Genomic DNA, 16,230 nt, shown 5'->3' on the forward strand with positions numbered 1-16,230 from the left:
GCGATTTTGTGAAATAGCTAACGTTTACGGCCGGGGCCGGCACGCTCTATTTGGGAGAAACCATTCGATGAAACCATTAACTTTCGCAGCAATGTTGTTATTGGCGGCACTCAGCGCCGCCCCGGCCATTGCCTCAACCTATTCAGGCGTATACGTATTCGGTGACAGCCTGTCCGACGCCGGCGCCGACCCGTCGGCAGTCGTCAGTCTCTACAAGTTACTGGGCAGTAACTGCGATCCCTGGCACCCCTGTCCGCCCTACTACCAAGGCCACTATTCCAACGGCAAAACCGCAGTCGAGTATCTCGCCGACAGCATTCTGCCGGGCGGCGCCAATAGCGGAAATTTTTTCGATTTAGCCATCGCCGGCTCGACCTCCGGCATCGGCAACTACGGGGACTTCGGCACGCAATCGACCGGCGGCTTGTTGAAGCTGCCAGGCATGGCGCAACAAGTCGTCGCCTACCTGTCAACCAACCCGGTCGATAGCAACGCCTTGTACGTGGTTTGGGGCGGAGGCAACGATTTATTGACTTTTTCAGGTACCGCGACCCAAGCCGCACAAAATATTGCTACCTACGTAGCCGTGCTGGCGATTTACGGCGCCCAAAACATCCTGGTGCCCAACTTGCCCGATATGAGTAAAACCCCATATGCGCTCGAAAACGGCGCGGACGTAATCGCTTATGCCGCGGCGTTTACTCAAACGTTTAACAGCACCTTATCGCTGTTTCTGGACGATTTATCCGGTAAACTGCCGAGCGCCCGCATCACCGAATTCGATACCTACAGTTTATTCGACACCATTTTGCAAGCCCCCTCGGCATACGGTTTTACCAACGTGGTAGACGCCTGCGTCAATTTACCTTCAGTCTGTGCCGACCCGGACAGCTACCTGTTCTGGGACAGTGTGCACCCCACTACACGTTTGCACGCATTAGCAGCTGAAGCGATGGCTGAAACCTTGGCTTCTCTCGACGCCTTGTCGGCGGCGAACTCGTTTGCCGATACGGTTGTACCGTTGCCGGGCGCTGCGCTGTTGTTCGCCAGCGGCTTACTCGCCGTATCCGGCCGCAGGATGACGACCCATTACAAAATGCGTTTATCACGGCCAAGCCGATTCGTTTAATTTTGTGCTACCGCCCCGCAGTAGCTTTAACCGTCGCGACGCGACACATTAACAAGCCCAAAAGGTCTATACACACATGGCATTGTATGTCTTTAAATTCGGAGGGACTTCCGTAGGTACGGTTGAACGGATCAAAGCCGTCGCGGAAAAAGTCAAAAAAGCCCGAGAGGCCGGCGATCAAATCGTCGTCGTCGTATCGGCGATGAGCGGCGAGACCAACCGTCTGGTTTCACTGGCCAAGGAAATGCAAGTACAACCGACCGACCGCGAATTGGACGTGCTGCTGTCGACCGGCGAGCAAGTCACCATCGCCCTGTTGTCAATGGCTTTGCATAACCTGGGTTGCGACGCACGCTCCTATACCGGCGCCCAAGTCCGCATATTGACCGACAGTGCCTACACCAAGGCCCGCATTCGGGAAATCGACGAAGACAATATGCGCGCGGATCTAGCCGCCGGCCGCGTGGTCGTGGTAGCCGGGTTTCAGGGCGTAGACGAACACAATAACATCACTACGCTGGGCCGGGGCGGCTCGGACACCACCGCCGTTGCACTGGCCGCAGCCTTGAAAGCGGACGAATGCCATATTTACACCGATGTCGACGGCGTCTATACCACCGACCCGCGCGTCGTTCCCAAAGCCCGGCGCCTGGAACGCATCACCTTTGAAGAAATGCTGGAAATGGCTAGCTTGGGCTCCAAAGTATTACAAATTCGTTCGGTCGAATTCGCCGGAAAATACAATGTCAAATTACGCGTGCTCTCCTCTTTCATCGACGGCACCGGCACGCTAATCACTTACGAGGAATCAGAAATGGAAAAAGCGTTAATTTCGGGCATCGCATTTAACCGGGACGAAGCCAAGCTAACGTTAACCGGTGTATCCGACCTGCCCGGAATTGCCTCGAAAATTTTAGGGCCGATAGCCGGCGAAAACATCGAGGTGGACATGATAGTGCAAAACGTCTCCGCCCACGGCGCAACCGACTTTACCTTTACCGTACACCGTAACGACTTCGCCAAAGCCCAAAACGTATTGGAATCGCTACGCGCCGATCTCGGCACCGCCAGCCAAATCCTTGGCGACGACAGCATCGTCAAGGTTTCCATCGTCGGCGTCGGCATGCGCTCCCACGCAGGCATCGCCAGCACCATGTTCAAAGTTTTGGCCGACGAAGGCATCAACATTCAAATGATTTCCACCTCGGAAATCAAAATCTCGGTCGTGATCGACGAAAAATACCTGGAGTTGGCGGTGCGCGCTTTACACAAAGCTTTCGGCCTGGACAACGAACCCGCCGTCGCCTAAACGGAGCATAAGCAATAACATTGCTGTAATAAAAAGCTTGCAAAAACTTTTAGACGCTTTATAATGCGCGCTTAAGTTGCCGGGGTGGTGAAACTGGTAGACGCGCCGGATTCAAAATCCGGTTCCCGCGAGGGAGTGTCGGTTCGATTCCGACCCTCGGTACCATTTATATGTACAGAGACGTGCAACTGAATACGAAAACCCGCAAGCCGTAAGGCTTAGCGGGTTTTTTATTGTCCGAAGACATCTCATGAAATGCCGGGACATACACCGGAAAGTGTTACCTTTTTTTGTTACCTCGCCGAACGTCCGGCGCTGAAAGCGGAGCTGGAAATCGCAAGTACGCGCTCGAAGTAGAAGAGGAGCAATTAATTTGCTCAGCTGACACATCGGGCATGGACGGCTTTTACCGCCGGCAGAATTGCAACCCCGAAATCGTACTCATGATGGAGGCCTAAACTATGCTGACCGGCACCCTGTACGCGATGCCGCGCATTCACCTGGAAACGCTGTTCCGCACCGAAGCCAAACCGGCGACCATGGAAGTACCGGCGCCTTCGCCAGTACCGTTCAAAACTCAAGGCAAAACGGCGGTGATTGCAATCGTCACCGACACCACGGCAGAATTGGGCAGCATCGGTATCGTCGGTATTGTCCGGACCGGCGGCCAGAACGCCATCGAGATTGTTAGCAGCAACGCGCCGAACAAACGACCGACCGGACGCCACAACGCCGGAAGGCAAACGGATACCCTTTTATTGTCTTTTCATAGCTTTTTTATTTCCAGCGTACCGCAGACATAAAAAAAGCACTTGGCTTATGGCCTAAGTGCTTGTTTTATTGGTGGCGACACCGGGAATTGAACCTGGAACCTCGGGGTTATGAATCCCGCGCTCTAACCGGTTGAGCTATGTCGCCGTGATCTGGTAAAGAGCTGCTATTATATGGATTTGACGATATTGTGTCAAACGTTGAAGCGGAAGTGCATGACGTCGCCGTCCTTGACTTTATAGTCCTTGCCTTCCAAACGCCACTTGCCGGCGTCTTTGGCGCCTTGCTCGCCTTTGTAGGCGATGAAGTCGTCGTAGGAAACCACTTCGGCCCGGATAAAGCCTTTTTCGAAATCGCTGTGGATTACCCCGGCTGCTTGCGGTGCCAGTGCGTTGACCGGGATCGTCCAAGCGCGGACTTCTTTGACGCCGGCGGTAAAGTAGGTCGACAAATTCAACAACTGATAGGCAGCCCTCACCACTCGATTCAATCCGGGCTCTTCCAGGCCCAAGTCGGCTAGAAACTCTTGTTTTTCCTCATCGTCCAGTTGCACGATTTCGGCTTCGATTGCGGCGCAAACCGGCACTACCTTGGAGGCTTCGTTGTTGGCGAATTCGACGACTTTATCCAGCATCGGATTGTGTTCGAAACCGTCGTCTTGCACGTTGGCAATGTACAACACCGGCTTGATGGTTATCAGGCACAGTTCTTTGATCAGTTTGGCTTCGTCTTCGGACAGGCCTAGGGTGCGTACTGGAAAGCCGGCGTTCAAGTGTTCCTGTACCCGTTCCAGTACCTCTTTACGAGCCAGTTCGTCCTTATTGCCGGATTTGGAGGCCTTTTGCGCTTTTTGCAGCGCGCGCTCGACGGAACTCATGTCCGCCAAAGCCAATTCGGTATTGATGACCTCGATGTCGTTGATCGGATCGACCTTGCCGGCCACGTGAATCACGTTTTCGTCCACGAAACAACGCACTACGTGCACGATGGCGTCGGTTTCGCGAATATTGCCCAAAAATTGGTTGCCCAAGCCTTCGCCCTTGGAGGCGCCTGCCACCAGTCCGGCGATGTCGACGAATTCTATGGTCGTCGGCAGCACGCGCTCCGGCTTGACGATTTCAGCCAGTTTGTCGATGCGCGGGTCCGGGACCGGCACGACGCCGACGTTGGGATCTATGGTGCAGAATGGGTAGTTTTCCGCTGCGATGGTGGCTTTGGTAAGCGCGTTGAAAAGCGTGGATTTGCCGACGTTAGGTAAGCCGACGATGCCGCAATGTAGAGCCATGATGATTTGGAGTTAGATGCAAACGTCCCGTTGCCGAACGGGGCCAAAGCAGCGAATTATACCGCTGCGTCGCCGATACTTCACCTGTGCGTGTGTCGGATCTCGGACGGGCCGGTTCATATCTTGATGCGTTCCGGCGCCACTCGGTTTACCTCGTCTATGGTAGTCAGGCCGGCGGCCACCTTTTCCGCGCCGCTGAGCCGCAACGGCCGCATGCCTTCTTTGATGGCGAGTCTTTGCAATTGGGCTAAATCGCAACCTTCCACGATCAATTTTTGCAGCTCCTGGGTGTTTTCCATGATTTCGTAAATGCCTATCCGTCCGGCGTAGCCGGTATTGCGGCATTCTTTGCAGCCGACGGCGCGATACATTTTTTTGGGCGCGGGACTCTTGAACGGGAATACCAGGGCCTGCCATTGGTTTTCGTCGACTTCGATTTCCTGTTTGCAGTGGCAGAGCACCCGGATCAGGCGCTGCGCCATGACGCACAGTACGGTTTGTTGAATCAGATAACCCGGCACGCCGATATTCAACAAGCGGGTTACCGCCGCCGGGGCGTTGTTGGTATGCAGGGTGGAAAACACTAAGTGGCCGGTCAGCGAGGCTTGCACGGCCATTTCCGCGGTTTCCATGTCGCGAATCTCGCCGACCATGATGATGTCCGGGTCTTGCCGCATCAAGGTGCGTATGCCGGCGGCAAAATCCAGGCCGATGTTGGGCTGTACCTGCATTTGGTTGAAGCTGGGTTCGATTTGCTCGATAGGGTCTTCCACCGTACACAAGTTGACTTCCGGGGTTGCCAGGCGTTTTAGTGTGGAATACAGCGTGGTGGTTTTACCCGAACCGGTAGGCCCGGTCACTAGAATGATGCCGTGGCTTTGGCTGCTGACGCGACTCCACACTTGCATTTCTTGTTTGTTGAAGCCAAGTTGTTCGTAGTCGCGCAGCACCACTTCCGGGTCGAAAATCCGCATCACCAGCTTCTCGCCGAACGCGGTCGGCATGGTCGACAAGCGCATTTCGATTTCCTTGCCGTTGGGGGCTTGGGTTTTCACCCGTCCGTCTTGCGGTAAACGCTTTTCGGCGATGTTCATCCGGCCCAAAATTTTCAAGCGGCTCAATACCGCATTCAAAATCGGCTTGGGAAATTGGTAAACCTGGTGCAGCACCCCGTCAATGCGAAAGCGCACGTTGCCTTGATTGCGGCGCGGCTCGATATGAATATCGCTGGCACGTTGGTCGAACGCGTATTGCAGCAGCCAATTCACCAAATTGACGATGTGCTGGTTGTTGGCGTCCAAATCGGACGATTTACTCAGCTCGACCAACTGCTCTAAGTTTTGGACGTTACTGATTTCGTTTTGTCCGGTTTGCGTGCTGGCGCCTTTTAACGAGCGGGAAAAATTATAAAACTCGTCGACGTAGCGTTTGATTTCGTCCGGGTTGGAAAAGACGCAGCGAATCCGGCCCTGGTGCATTTTGTTCAAATCGCGCTGCCAGGAGCGGATGAAGGGTTGCGCGGTGGCCACCACGACTTCGTCGTCGCTGATTTTGATCGGCAAAATGTTGTAATTGGCCGCGTAAGCCTTGCTGAACAAGGTAGTGACCTTGGCGACGTCGATTTTCAGCGGGTCGAAATAGTAGTAGGGAACATTCAGTTTCGGGGCCAACCACTGGGTCAAGTCTTCCAGACTCATCAGTTTGCCCGACTGACTGCGGTCGCCCAGCTCACAGTCAGCCAGGACTTTTAACGGATGTTTTTGCGCGTTGATCCCGGCTCTGGCGTATTGCTCGGCTTTCTGCAGATCGGCGGGCGACAGTTTTCCATCTTGCTCCAACCAGGCGATGATGGCGAATATGTCCAGCTTATGGTCTTCGGTATGGCTGTCTTCCCGCATGTGTCCGCACGAATCGATAGAAATGGTTTAAGTCTAGCGGAATCATTGCGGGCGGACGTAGCCGGCGTCGAAAACTGCGGTGCGCGGCTGCGTCAAACCGAATCGACCACGCCCCGGCCCGCTCGCGTAAACGAGGACGGAGCGTCGGCGCTGGGCATCTAGGGAAACGCGATAACGATATTCATGGATAGCCGAGGCTATGCCAGCATGAGTTTGTAAATGTAATGCTCGCCGGCATGATTGACCGTGCTGTGTTCCAGCGTTACCGAAAAGCCGAATTCCGGGGCGATGTGTTTCGGATCGTGCTCCGCCCCGACAAATTGCGAGTAAGGAATATAGATGCGGGTATGCTCGCTAATATAATCTTTCACCTGCCGGAAAAACCGTTTCAAGATTTCCCTGCCGCCGTCGGCATTCAGCCCGAAAGTACCGTCCGCCGGATAGTAATTGAAATTGAACACGATCAAGTCGAACAGCTTATGCGGCACATCGGCAAACAAATCGCTGTGCAAAAAATCGATGGGCCCCAGGTGCGGATTCAACCGGCTGTTTTCCAGGGTACATTGCACTGCATCGCGGTTGAAATCCACGCCGGTCACCTGGCCGCAACCGATTTTTTTCAATAAAAATGCGAAATAGCCGCTACCGCAACCCATGTCCAGCGCCGTTTCGGCCGGCGCTTGCTGCAGGATGAAATTACCGAAAAACGGACTGGTCAGCCCGAAGTCCGACGGAAACACGTTTTTGGCGATGGTTAAGGTGATGCCGTCCAATTCGGTGACGTAGGGTTGTTTATCCAAATAATGGGCTAACTCCTGTTGACGAAAGTCGATGCTCATATCCTGTGCTGTCATGGTCTGCAATGTCGGGTAGTCGTTGGGAAAGGTGTGTTCCGGCGCATGCTACCGTAAAGTCCGCGATTAACTCAAACCGGCTTTGGATTTTGCCGGCGGCGCACGGCTGGGCCAGATTGTCAATCGCAGACCCGGCAAACCGCAGGGCTCCCTCATTAAACCATTCGAGCCGGCACATCGTTTAATACCACCCGCTCCCTTTACGCATACGCTTAATGGCTATGCGTTTGGTTTTGGCGCGCCTGGTCATGTTTAAAGCGGCGTAAAGATAAACAAGTTACGACAAGCGCAGCGGCAGCTCCAGGCGTAGTCGTACCAAGCCCCGCCGCGAACCACACGAGGCCCTAAACCCAAGCAGACCCATCCCGGAGGGCGCCTTGGTAACCGGCGCGTCAAGTATCCTGTGTTCATTCCCAGACATTGCCGTGCATTGCATGCAACCCCCAGCGATTGGCGGGCAGGCTGGCCACCGGCACGGTCTTGCCCCGAAACTCGCTTTTTTCGCCGTCGGCATAATGGTGCCTCCCGTGGTAGCTCACCAAAGCCGGCGTGATGTTGCCGCCGAAGGCAACCGGTGGTTGTTCCCGCCCGGCAGGCGTATTCCCATTGCGCCTCGCTGGGCAAACACAGTTGTAAACCGGGCTGCAATTGGTTTAGCACCTGGATGAAGTACTGAACATCCTGCCAGGATACATTTTCGACCGGCAAGTGCTCATCGCCCTGGAAATGACTGGGATTATTGCCGGTCACCGCTTGCCCAAGGCCTGCGTGCAGGCGGTATCAAACAGCCGGAAACCCGCAGCAAAGCTCACTTCGTGTTGCCCCAATAATTCCGGGCTATCGCGGTAATCGTCCATCAGCGCCCGATACGGCGCATGGCGGGGCAGCAGAGATTGGAGTGACTAACGTACCCGGCGCTTGTCTTCGCGAAACGGCGTCAGCCGCTGACTATCGTCTTCGGGGGTGGTGTATCAACACAAAACTGAAATCGGCCAGGGCCTTCTCCAGTTCCGCGACCGCGGCATCCAGATTGCGGCGGCCTATCCATACAGCGTTGTAGTCTTTGCCGTCGGGCAAACTGCACAAGGTGATGTTGATCGCCAGCACGGCAATCAAGCATCCATTTGCGTCGAAGCGTTGTAACGGTTGGCAGGTGTTGTTCTTGGGGAATTTTCTAATGTCTTTGAAATAACGGTCGTACCATTTTTGGAACTCCTTGAATTTGTTGAAATGGTACTTTGGCTTGCCGTTAGCGAAATACTCGACGGATTCGTTCTCGCTTTTTAAGGTGCGCGCCAAGCCCTCAGCAACACTTTTATCCACATCATGATTGCCCGGCGCGATGAACAAGCGGGTTTTATCCAAATCGGAAGCCGCCGACAGCGCATCGAAAAATGCGCTAGCCGCTTGATATTCCTTGGCTTGGCCGGAATAGGCAATATCGCCGGTCACGAACACGGCATCGGTCTGAAAGCTTTCGCGTTCACGGCGGCGAATTTCGGTAATCAACGCATTTAAGACGGTATTGCGTTCGTATGGGTCTTTGCCGTCGACATGAAAATCGGACACATGTATCCAGCGAAAAGCCATCATCGTGTTCCAAGCGATAAACGATTGCGAAAATTAGCACGGCAAACTGGGCGGGAACAAGGCCGGCTTTGCCAATAGCGACGGGGCATCGCTGCCGCCAGCCATGCTTTGATTAAACAACCCGAAGTTTCTCAGATCGTTAACAGAGCAAACGGCGCAACAAAGCGGCCACTTTCAGTCCGAAAGATCGAACAACTGGCGCCAAGCCGGGTCCGGCTGTCCTTTAAACGCTACGGCGTTGATTTCTAAATTACCTAAGCCCATGTAAATATGAGAAAAACCGGCTTGTTTCAAGGCATTTAACAAGGATTTTTCGCTAAAACCGGTTTTGTGAGCGTAGAAATCCCGGCCGCTACGCTCGATCTCGACGCCGTAGCCGTAAAGCACGTCCAACACCATAATCGGTCCGGCCTTGGCCTGATACAGGGTGTCTTCCAAGTCCAGTTGATTTTCCAGGGTCTTACGCATGACCGCTAGCAAGTCCGGCACCCGAATGTGCGCGAAGCCACCGGGTTTGAGCACGTGTAAAAAACCGGCCAATACCAGCGGCACATCGTGCCTATAGTAGTGCTCCAGATTATGCGAACAATAAACCGCATCGAAGCCGGCGGACTCCAAATCGGTCAACCGGCGCGCGTCGCAGACGATATCCGGCGAACCTTTAGGATCGATGTCCAGCAACAATTGCCGAAAATTTTGATACTGGCCGGGTAGTGCGATGGCTTTGCTATGACCGCCGACGTTTAATAGTGTTTTCATTGTTTTGCCTTAGCCGGTATATGCCGGCTAATTGTGATTGTCAAAATAGCGTGCGCTTGCTCTATGAAGCTATCTTAACTGACTTGCGTCAAAAACCGACGCTTGCGCATTTTGCTGGCGGCGGCGAATAATTGATCGATGTTTAATTTTTAGGTATAGTGCGCCTCAATTTCCATCCGTCTGCTAAGATGAGCCCCCGGAGGCCCACTATGTTAAAAAAATTTCTGCATTGGTTGCTGACGCTGCTGTACCGAGTCAAGGTCGTCGGCCTGGAAAATTACCACGCAGCGGGAGCACGGGTATTGATCATCGCCAACCACACCTCGTTTCTCGACCCCTTGTTGCTGGGGGTATTCTTACCGGACGACATCACTTTTGCGATCAACACCCATATTTCCCAGCGCTGGTGGCTGAAGCCGTTTTTACGCTTGTCCACGGTGTTTCCGATGGACCCAACCCATCCCTTGTCTTTAAAAGCCCTGATCAATCATCTACAGCACGATACCAGAACCGTGATTTTCCCCGAAGGCCGCATCACGGTGACCGGCTCCATGATGAAGATCTATGACGGCCCCGGCATGGTGGCGGACAAATCCGGCGCGACCATTCTGCCGATTCGCATAGCCGGCGCGCAGTACACGCCGTTTTCCAAGCTGAAAAACATCGTGCGCCTGCGCTGGTTTCCAGCGATTACCCTGCATATTCTGCCGCCGACCCGCATCGATACCCACGGCCAATTTACCGGTAAAGTCAGGCGCAAAAAAAGTGGACACATCCTGGCCGACATCATGACTGAAATGCTGTTTGCCACCAGTCATTATCAGCAAACCCTATTCTCCGCACTATTGGAGGCCCGCCGCGTCCACGGCGGCAAGCATCGGGTGGCGGAAGACATGGAACGCAAACCGCTCGATTACGACAATGTGTTAACCCGTAGCATCATCGTGGGCCGGCTGTTGAAACCTTTGACCGAGGCCGGGGAAAACGTCGGCGTGTTACTGCCCAATTCCGCCAAAACCTTGTGCGCGATACTCGGCATTCAGCTGTATGGCCGGGTGCCGGCCATGCTGAATTATTCGATCGGTTCAACAGGCATGCTATCGGCCTGCAACACCGGCCAAATCAAACACGTGGTGAGCTCGCGCAAATTCGTCGAGCTGGCCCGTTTACAGGACGACATCGAGCAATTGGCAAAAGCCGTTCAGATTACCTATTTGGAAGACTTGGCCGGCAGTTTGTCCGGCATCGACAAATTGACCGGCGCATTGCTGGCCAAGACTGCCGGCCTTTGGTATCGCGGCGGCGATGGCGACGATGCCGCCGTCACTTTGTTTACTTCCGGCTCGGAAGGCGCTCCCAAAGGCGTGGTGTTGTCGCATGCCAACGTGTTGGCCAATCTGCTGCAAGTCAAATCCCGCATCGACTTCAATTCGCGCGACATCGTGTTGAATTTTTTACCGATGTTCCATTCCTTCGGTTTTACCGTCGGCACCATGCTACCGGTGGTCAACGGCATGACGGTGTTTTTCTATCCGTCGCCGCTGCATTATTCCATTATTCCGGAAATGGCTTACGAAGTGGGCGCCACCATCATGTTCGGCACCAATACGTTTTTGGCCAATTACGCCAAAAAGGCCAATCCTTACGATTTTTACAGTTTGCGTTATGTGGTGGCCGGGGCGGAAAAATTACAGGAATCCACGCGGCAAATGTGGTTGGATAAATTCGGCATCCGCATATTGGAAGGTTACGGCGCCACCGAAACCTCTCCGGTCACCGCGGTCAACACGCCGATGGACTACAAAGCCGGCACGGTCGGCCGCTTCATGCCGGATATGCTGCACAAACTGGAAGCGGTTCCCGGTATAGACGAAGGCGGCAAACTGCACGTCGCCGGACCCAACATCATGAAAGGCTATTTGCTGCCGAACAATCCCGGCGTGCTGGTGCCGCCCTGCTCTTTATACGGCGAAGGTTGGTACGATACCGGGGATATTGTCAGCGTCGACGACGAAGGCTTTATCCGCATCCAGGGCCGCAGCAAACGCTTCGCTAAAATCAGCGGCGAAATGGTGTCTCTGGCCTTTGTCGAACAGCTGGCCGCGACCGTCTGGCCCGATGCTCATCACGCAGTCGTCAATCTGCCGGACCCGAAAAAAGGCGAGCAATTGGTGTTGTTAACCAGCCAGCGCGGGGCAAATCCCAAACAATTGGCCGCGGCCTCGCCCGGCGTTGCCTCAATCAACTTACCCAAGAAAATTTTTGTGCTGGACAAATTGCCGGTACTGGCCACCGGTAAGACCGATTATCCCGGCGCCACGGCTTTAGCGCAGTCCTTGTTGGATCACGCCGAGCACGCCGAGCACGACGAGGCAAGCGAGGTTTAGCGTTTCGACCGAGGGGAGCCATGCCCAGCATTGACTCCCGACTGGAATCGGCAGCCGGCCGATTTATTGAGCCGTTTCGTCGGCCAAAAATTCTTGTATGGCCTCGCGGATATCCGCGACCACTTTTTTGTTCTTTTGCTGGATTTTCAGCTGTTCGAAGACCATTTTCACCACCGGATCGTCGTCTTCGACCGCACCGGCGTAATATTGCAGCGTATTCAATGCGTTGTCCCTGACTTCTTCGTTGCCGTCCAATAAGGCCTGCGATAAGGCCTCCACGGTTTCCCGGGTCGGCACTTCGATATACGACAAGTAATCGGCCGCCGCCGCCCGCACCGCCTCGGCTTTATCCTGCTGCAGGGCAGCGCGCATCAGTTGTTCGGACTTGGGAGAAGGATAGGCCGACAATTGCTCGATTGCCGCCACCCGTTGTTCGACGCTCGCATCCGCCAGCAATTTGCCGGCTTCTTCGATTTGCTCCATATCCGCTTGCGCCTCTTCAGCCGCGTCTTCTTCGCTTGCTTGGTAGTTTTGCGCGGCTTCCAAGCGTTCTTGCATAGCCGCCGGGTCTAATGCCGGATTGGCTTCCGCCGCTTCTTGCGTTTGTGCCTCCTGCAAGCCGAAAAAGCGCTGTATCTCAGACCAATGCTGCGACGCCCAAAAAGCGGAGGGAACCACAATAACCGCGGCAGCCAAAACCAATGTCAATCCGATATAGAGTTGTTTACGTTCCATGAGTGAAGCTTAAAATACCAGTGAAACAAAAAACGCAGGGGCAAGGTAAACCGCCCCTGCTAGTAAAGCTTAAAGAACCGGAATCACCCCGTTATCCAGGCCGGCCGGACTGCTGACGCAGTTCGGGTGATCCGTGGTGTTTGGGGTTACCGTAGTAACCAAGGTCATTTCGTCGCCTTTCGCCCCTTCCGCTGCGCCGGTTTTAAAACCGGCGGGAACGGCATCCAATTCCAGGGCTTTTCTGATTTTCCAAGCAACCGCGTGGTCGGTACAGGAGGTATCGCCCGATACGCCGATAGCGCCGATTTTCTTGCCGTTTTGATACAGCGCCAATCCGCCACCGAATACGTTGACTCCGCCGATACGTTTCTTGATCAACGGATCTTTTTTAGTCCCGTAAGTGCTCGGAGATCCGGCATAGGCGCGGCCGGCATCGACCGGGTTGCTGTGTTGCAAGCCGTATAAGCTACCGCCCGGCTGGGTCAACCCGTACAGATTGGCGGTAGAAATCGAAAATCCGTCCAGGCTGAATGCATTGGCGGTATTGGCTTTTTGGGCGGAGATCACTCGGCTGCCCAGCCAAGACACATTGCTGCGACCGTTTTCATCTTTTTCGGTACCGCTGGAATTAACCACCTCGCAAACCTTGCCGGTTTCGTCGACGCTGGTTACCCACATCTGCAATTTAAATCCGCCGCTATCTTGGGCATCGACTACCGTTTTGGCGGTCTCTTGCAAATTACCGGCTGCGGCAATGGCTTTACAATCGGCCGTCACAGTGCTTGAAAATACGGTGGCAATGCAAGCCAAGGGCAATATCACTTTATTTTTTATCATACTCACTCCCCCGTTTAATTATTGTGTATGTGTACCTTTCACAAGGCGGCTCATTTTCACATCAAGCCCAATACTTGTCTACCTCATAAACTCGGTCGCTAGTAGCGAATTTAGCTACCGCAAAGGCAGGCAAATCGCGGCGTCAAAACAAAATTCGCAATACCAGTGCCGCGAATATTCCGGCTGCCACGTCGTCTAGCATGATCCCCAAACCGCCGCTTACCCGCCTGTCCAACCAACCGATAGGCCACGGTTTGATAATGTCGAACAAGCGGAACAACATAAAACCAGCCGCCAAACTTTGCCACGAGAAGGGTACCACGGATAAAGTCAGCAACAGGCCGGCAATCTCGTCCCAAACGATACCGCCGTAGTCGTGGACTTGCAGTTTGCGTGCGGCCTGATCGCATATTGGAATTCCGATCAGAACAACAGCCGCGGTAACCAGCCAGTACAGCCAATCCGGCGTTTGGCTCAGTCCCAGATAGAGCGGTATCGCCGCTAAACTGCCGAAAGTTCCGGGCATGCTCTTGGCCAAACCGGAACCGAAACCGAATGCCAGAAACAGCACAGGGTCGTTAAGGATTTGCTTGGGGCTTAAACCGGCGTTGCCGTAGGACGCTCTAAAAAAAATGCTCATAGCCTTTGGCTGCAATAGTTTCTTCCCGTCCCGCCCGTCGAATGCGCAAGCCGGGCTCGGCTTGAATGACGCCTATGCAGTAGCAACCGGCGGGCACCAGATCGCCCCGCTTCGCCGGCACGGTAAAACATAATTCGTAATCGTCGCCGGCAATCAACGGCATGCGCCAGTCGCCGGTCAAGCGGATGTACTCCTGCACCGGAGCCGACAAGGGCACGCGTTCCCATTCCAAACACGCGCCGACCTCGCTTCTGTCCAAAATATGTCCGAGATCGGCGGCCAGTCCGTCGGAAATGTCGATACAGGCGTGCGCCACACCGCGCAAAGCCAGCCCTTCGGCGATTCGCGGATGCGGCTTATCCATTGCCCTTAACGGCAGGTCGGGTTCGGAACACGCCCAACCTTGTTTGATTTTTAAACCCAAGCCGGCATTACCGACTTGTCCGCTGACATAAATCAAGTCCCCGACTTTTGCAGCAGAGCGCAATAAAGCCCCGCCTTGCGGCAACGATCCCATCGCGGTTACGCTGAGCGTCAGCGGACCTGCCGTCGTATCGCCGCCGATCAAATCCACCCCTTGTTGCTTGGCCAAACCGATGAAGCCGTCAGCAAACGCTTGCAACCACGCTTCGTCGGTATGCGGCAAGGTCAGCGACAAGGTCACGGCAAACGGGTGGGCGCCCATCGCCGCCAAATCGCTCAAGTTGACCGCCAATAATTTATGGCCCAACGCGGTGGGATCGACGTCGGCGAAAAAATGTACGTTTTCGACCATGGTATCGGTGGTGACCGCCAACTGGTGGCCAACCGGCAAACTCAACAACGCGCAGTCGTCGCCTATGCCCAAGCGGTTTTGCGCTTGTTGCGGGGCATATTTAGCGAAATAACGCTGAATCAGGTCGAATTCGGCCAACGCCATGGCTAAGAATCCGCCTTCTTCATGCCGATTTCGACGGAGCGGTGTTTTTGCGCGACCTTGTCCAAAATGCCGTTCACATATTTATGGCTGCCTTCGGCGCCGAATTCTTTGGCCAAGTTTACGCCTTCGTTAATAATGACTTTGTATGGCGTTTCCAAACGGTTGATGATTTCGTAAACCCCCAAACGTAATACCGCCCGTTCCACCGGATCGATTTTATCCACCGGCCGGTCGACGAATTCCAGCAATGCGGCGTCGATAATGTCCAGTTGCGCCGGCACGCCGTGTATCAATTCGTTGAAATACGATTTTTGCGCCCCCTTAAGGCGTTGTTCTTCCTGAAAATAGTTTTCTATGCCCGTAAGGCTAGCTCCGCTCATTTGCCATTGATACAGTGCCTGCACCGCACATTTACGGGCATTGGTTTTCGCCTGACTCATTAAACGCCCATGGTTTTGAACAAACTGACCATTTCGATTGCCGACAAAGCGGCTTCCGCGCCTTTATTGCCGGCTTTGGTACCGGCCCGCTCGATGGCCTGTTCTATGGTATCGACGGTCAAAACGCCGAAAGCTACCGGAATGGCATACTGCAAACCGACTTGAGCGATGCCTTTGACGCATTCGCCGGCCACGTATTCGAAGTGCGGGGTACCACCGCGAATCACCGCACCCAGGGCGATAATCGCGTCGAACTTTTGACTGGCCGCCACGCGTTGCACGACCACCGGCAGTTCGAAAGCGCCGGGGGCTTTGACCAAGGTAATATCGTTAGCATCGGCGCCGTGGCGAACCAAGGCGTCGATTGCCCCGGCTTCCAATTGCGAAACGATAAAACTGTTAAATCGAGAAGACACCAAACAAAATTTCCCGCCTTGCGCGGTTAAATGGCCTTCCAATGTAGTGACTGCAGTCATTTTGTTACCTATAACAACGATTAAAATGATTGTAACTATTCAGCGGTTATCCGTTTACTCCCACTCCTGATGGAGAGGAGATTTGTGCTTGGCGCTGAATAATTGCAAATGATTTAGCCCGGTTAGTACGCAATCGGCGCAAATTCGCCGGTGGAGCCGGGTCAAGTGGAGCTTGCGGCAAGGCCAACGCGGCTGCCGCGT

Annotated in this window: 15 protein-coding genes, 2 tRNA genes and 1 pseudogene; 5 read left to right on the forward strand and 13 right to left on the reverse strand. The window is 54.3% G+C overall.

Going from position 1 to position 16,230, the window contains the following annotated elements; translation table 11 throughout:
• Positions 1-67: 67 nt before the first annotated feature.
• From AB0A83_RS14395 to AB0A83_RS14410, 4 genes are all read left to right on the forward strand, one after another.
• Positions 68-1,129 carry an SGNH/GDSL hydrolase family protein gene (locus AB0A83_RS14395; RefSeq protein WP_367154534.1) on the forward strand — a complete coding sequence of 354 codons (1,062 nt, stop codon included), beginning with the start codon at positions 68-70 and terminating at the stop codon, positions 1,127-1,129.
• A gap of 76 nt (positions 1,130-1,205) precedes the next feature.
• Entirely contained in the window at positions 1,206-2,438 is a 1,233-nt protein-coding gene (locus AB0A83_RS14400) for an aspartate kinase (RefSeq protein WP_150049574.1), read from the forward strand.
• Between the two features lie 78 nt (positions 2,439-2,516).
• Positions 2,517-2,603: transfer RNA gene (locus tag AB0A83_RS14405), tRNA-Leu, on the forward strand.
• 296 nt (positions 2,604-2,899) lie between these two features.
• Complete coding sequence (locus tag AB0A83_RS14410) at positions 2,900-3,241, forward strand: hypothetical protein (protein ID WP_367154535.1); 342 nt, start codon at positions 2,900-2,902, stop codon at positions 3,239-3,241.
• A gap of 38 nt (positions 3,242-3,279) precedes the next feature.
• Here AB0A83_RS14410 and AB0A83_RS14415 read toward each other — a convergent pair.
• From AB0A83_RS14415 to AB0A83_RS14445, 7 genes and pseudogenes are all read right to left on the reverse strand, one after another.
• Positions 3,280-3,356, reverse strand: a tRNA-Met gene (locus tag AB0A83_RS14415).
• A gap of 46 nt (positions 3,357-3,402) precedes the next feature.
• Entirely contained in the window at positions 3,403-4,494 is a 1,092-nt protein-coding gene (gene ychF, locus AB0A83_RS14420) for a redox-regulated ATPase YchF (RefSeq protein ID WP_150049578.1), read from the reverse strand.
• 116 nt (positions 4,495-4,610) lie between these two features.
• Positions 4,611-6,392 carry a GspE/PulE family protein gene (locus AB0A83_RS14425; protein WP_367154536.1) on the reverse strand — a complete coding sequence of 594 codons (1,782 nt, stop codon included), beginning with the start codon at positions 6,390-6,392 and terminating at the stop codon, positions 4,611-4,613.
• Between the two features lie 197 nt (positions 6,393-6,589).
• Positions 6,590-7,231, reverse strand: a complete 642-nt coding sequence (locus AB0A83_RS14430) for a methyltransferase (RefSeq protein WP_367154537.1) — start codon at positions 7,229-7,231, stop codon at positions 6,590-6,592.
• Between the two features lie 422 nt (positions 7,232-7,653).
• Positions 7,654-7,996: pseudogene (locus AB0A83_RS14435) on the reverse strand (formylglycine-generating enzyme family protein).
• Positions 7,997-8,194: 198 nt separating this feature from the next.
• The gene (locus tag AB0A83_RS14440; RefSeq protein ID WP_367154538.1) at positions 8,195-8,839 is read right to left on the reverse strand and encodes a metallophosphoesterase; all 645 of its coding nucleotides are present in this window, start codon (positions 8,837-8,839) and stop codon (positions 8,195-8,197) included.
• Between the two features lie 171 nt (positions 8,840-9,010).
• Positions 9,011-9,595: a methyltransferase domain-containing protein gene (locus AB0A83_RS14445; RefSeq protein WP_367154539.1), complete on the reverse strand. Its 585-nt coding sequence runs from the start codon at positions 9,593-9,595 to the stop codon at positions 9,011-9,013.
• A 209-nt stretch (positions 9,596-9,804) separates the two neighbouring features.
• On the opposite strand from AB0A83_RS14445, the gene AB0A83_RS14450 reads away from it, so the two are divergent.
• Positions 9,805-11,982 (forward strand): AMP-binding protein, encoded by a 2,178-nt coding sequence (locus AB0A83_RS14450; RefSeq protein ID WP_367154540.1) that lies wholly within the window; start codon positions 9,805-9,807, stop codon positions 11,980-11,982.
• Positions 11,983-12,045: 63 nt separating this feature from the next.
• On the opposite strand, the gene AB0A83_RS14455 is transcribed toward AB0A83_RS14450, so the two are convergent.
• From AB0A83_RS14455 to ribE, 6 genes are all read right to left on the reverse strand, one after another.
• The gene (locus AB0A83_RS14455) at positions 12,046-12,717 is read right to left on the reverse strand and encodes a HEAT repeat domain-containing protein (protein WP_367154541.1); all 672 of its coding nucleotides are present in this window, start codon (positions 12,715-12,717) and stop codon (positions 12,046-12,048) included.
• 69 nt (positions 12,718-12,786) lie between these two features.
• Positions 12,787-13,554, reverse strand: coding sequence for a heme-binding protein (locus AB0A83_RS14460; RefSeq protein ID WP_367154542.1), 768 nt, complete (start codon positions 13,552-13,554; stop codon positions 12,787-12,789).
• 142 nt (positions 13,555-13,696) lie between these two features.
• Entirely contained in the window at positions 13,697-14,194 is a 498-nt protein-coding gene (locus AB0A83_RS14465; protein ID WP_367154543.1) for a phosphatidylglycerophosphatase A, read from the reverse strand.
• Positions 14,178-15,113, reverse strand: a complete 936-nt coding sequence (gene thiL, locus AB0A83_RS14470; protein ID WP_367154544.1) for a thiamine-phosphate kinase — start codon at positions 15,111-15,113, stop codon at positions 14,178-14,180. The genes AB0A83_RS14465 and thiL overlap by 17 nt, the downstream gene beginning before the upstream one ends.
• Before the next feature lie 2 nt (positions 15,114-15,115).
• Entirely contained in the window at positions 15,116-15,553 is a 438-nt protein-coding gene (nusB, locus tag AB0A83_RS14475) for a transcription antitermination factor NusB (protein WP_150049594.1), read from the reverse strand.
• The gene (ribE, locus tag AB0A83_RS14480; RefSeq protein ID WP_150049596.1) at positions 15,553-16,029 is read right to left on the reverse strand and encodes a 6,7-dimethyl-8-ribityllumazine synthase; all 477 of its coding nucleotides are present in this window, start codon (positions 16,027-16,029) and stop codon (positions 15,553-15,555) included. The genes nusB and ribE overlap by 1 nt, the downstream gene beginning before the upstream one ends.
• Positions 16,030-16,230: the final 201 nt, after the last annotated feature.

Origin of the sequence: Methylomonas sp. HYX-M1, from assembly GCF_040741385.1 — a bacterium.
Taxonomy (GTDB): Bacteria; Pseudomonadota; Gammaproteobacteria; order Methylococcales; family Methylomonadaceae; genus Methylomonas; species Methylomonas rhizoryzae.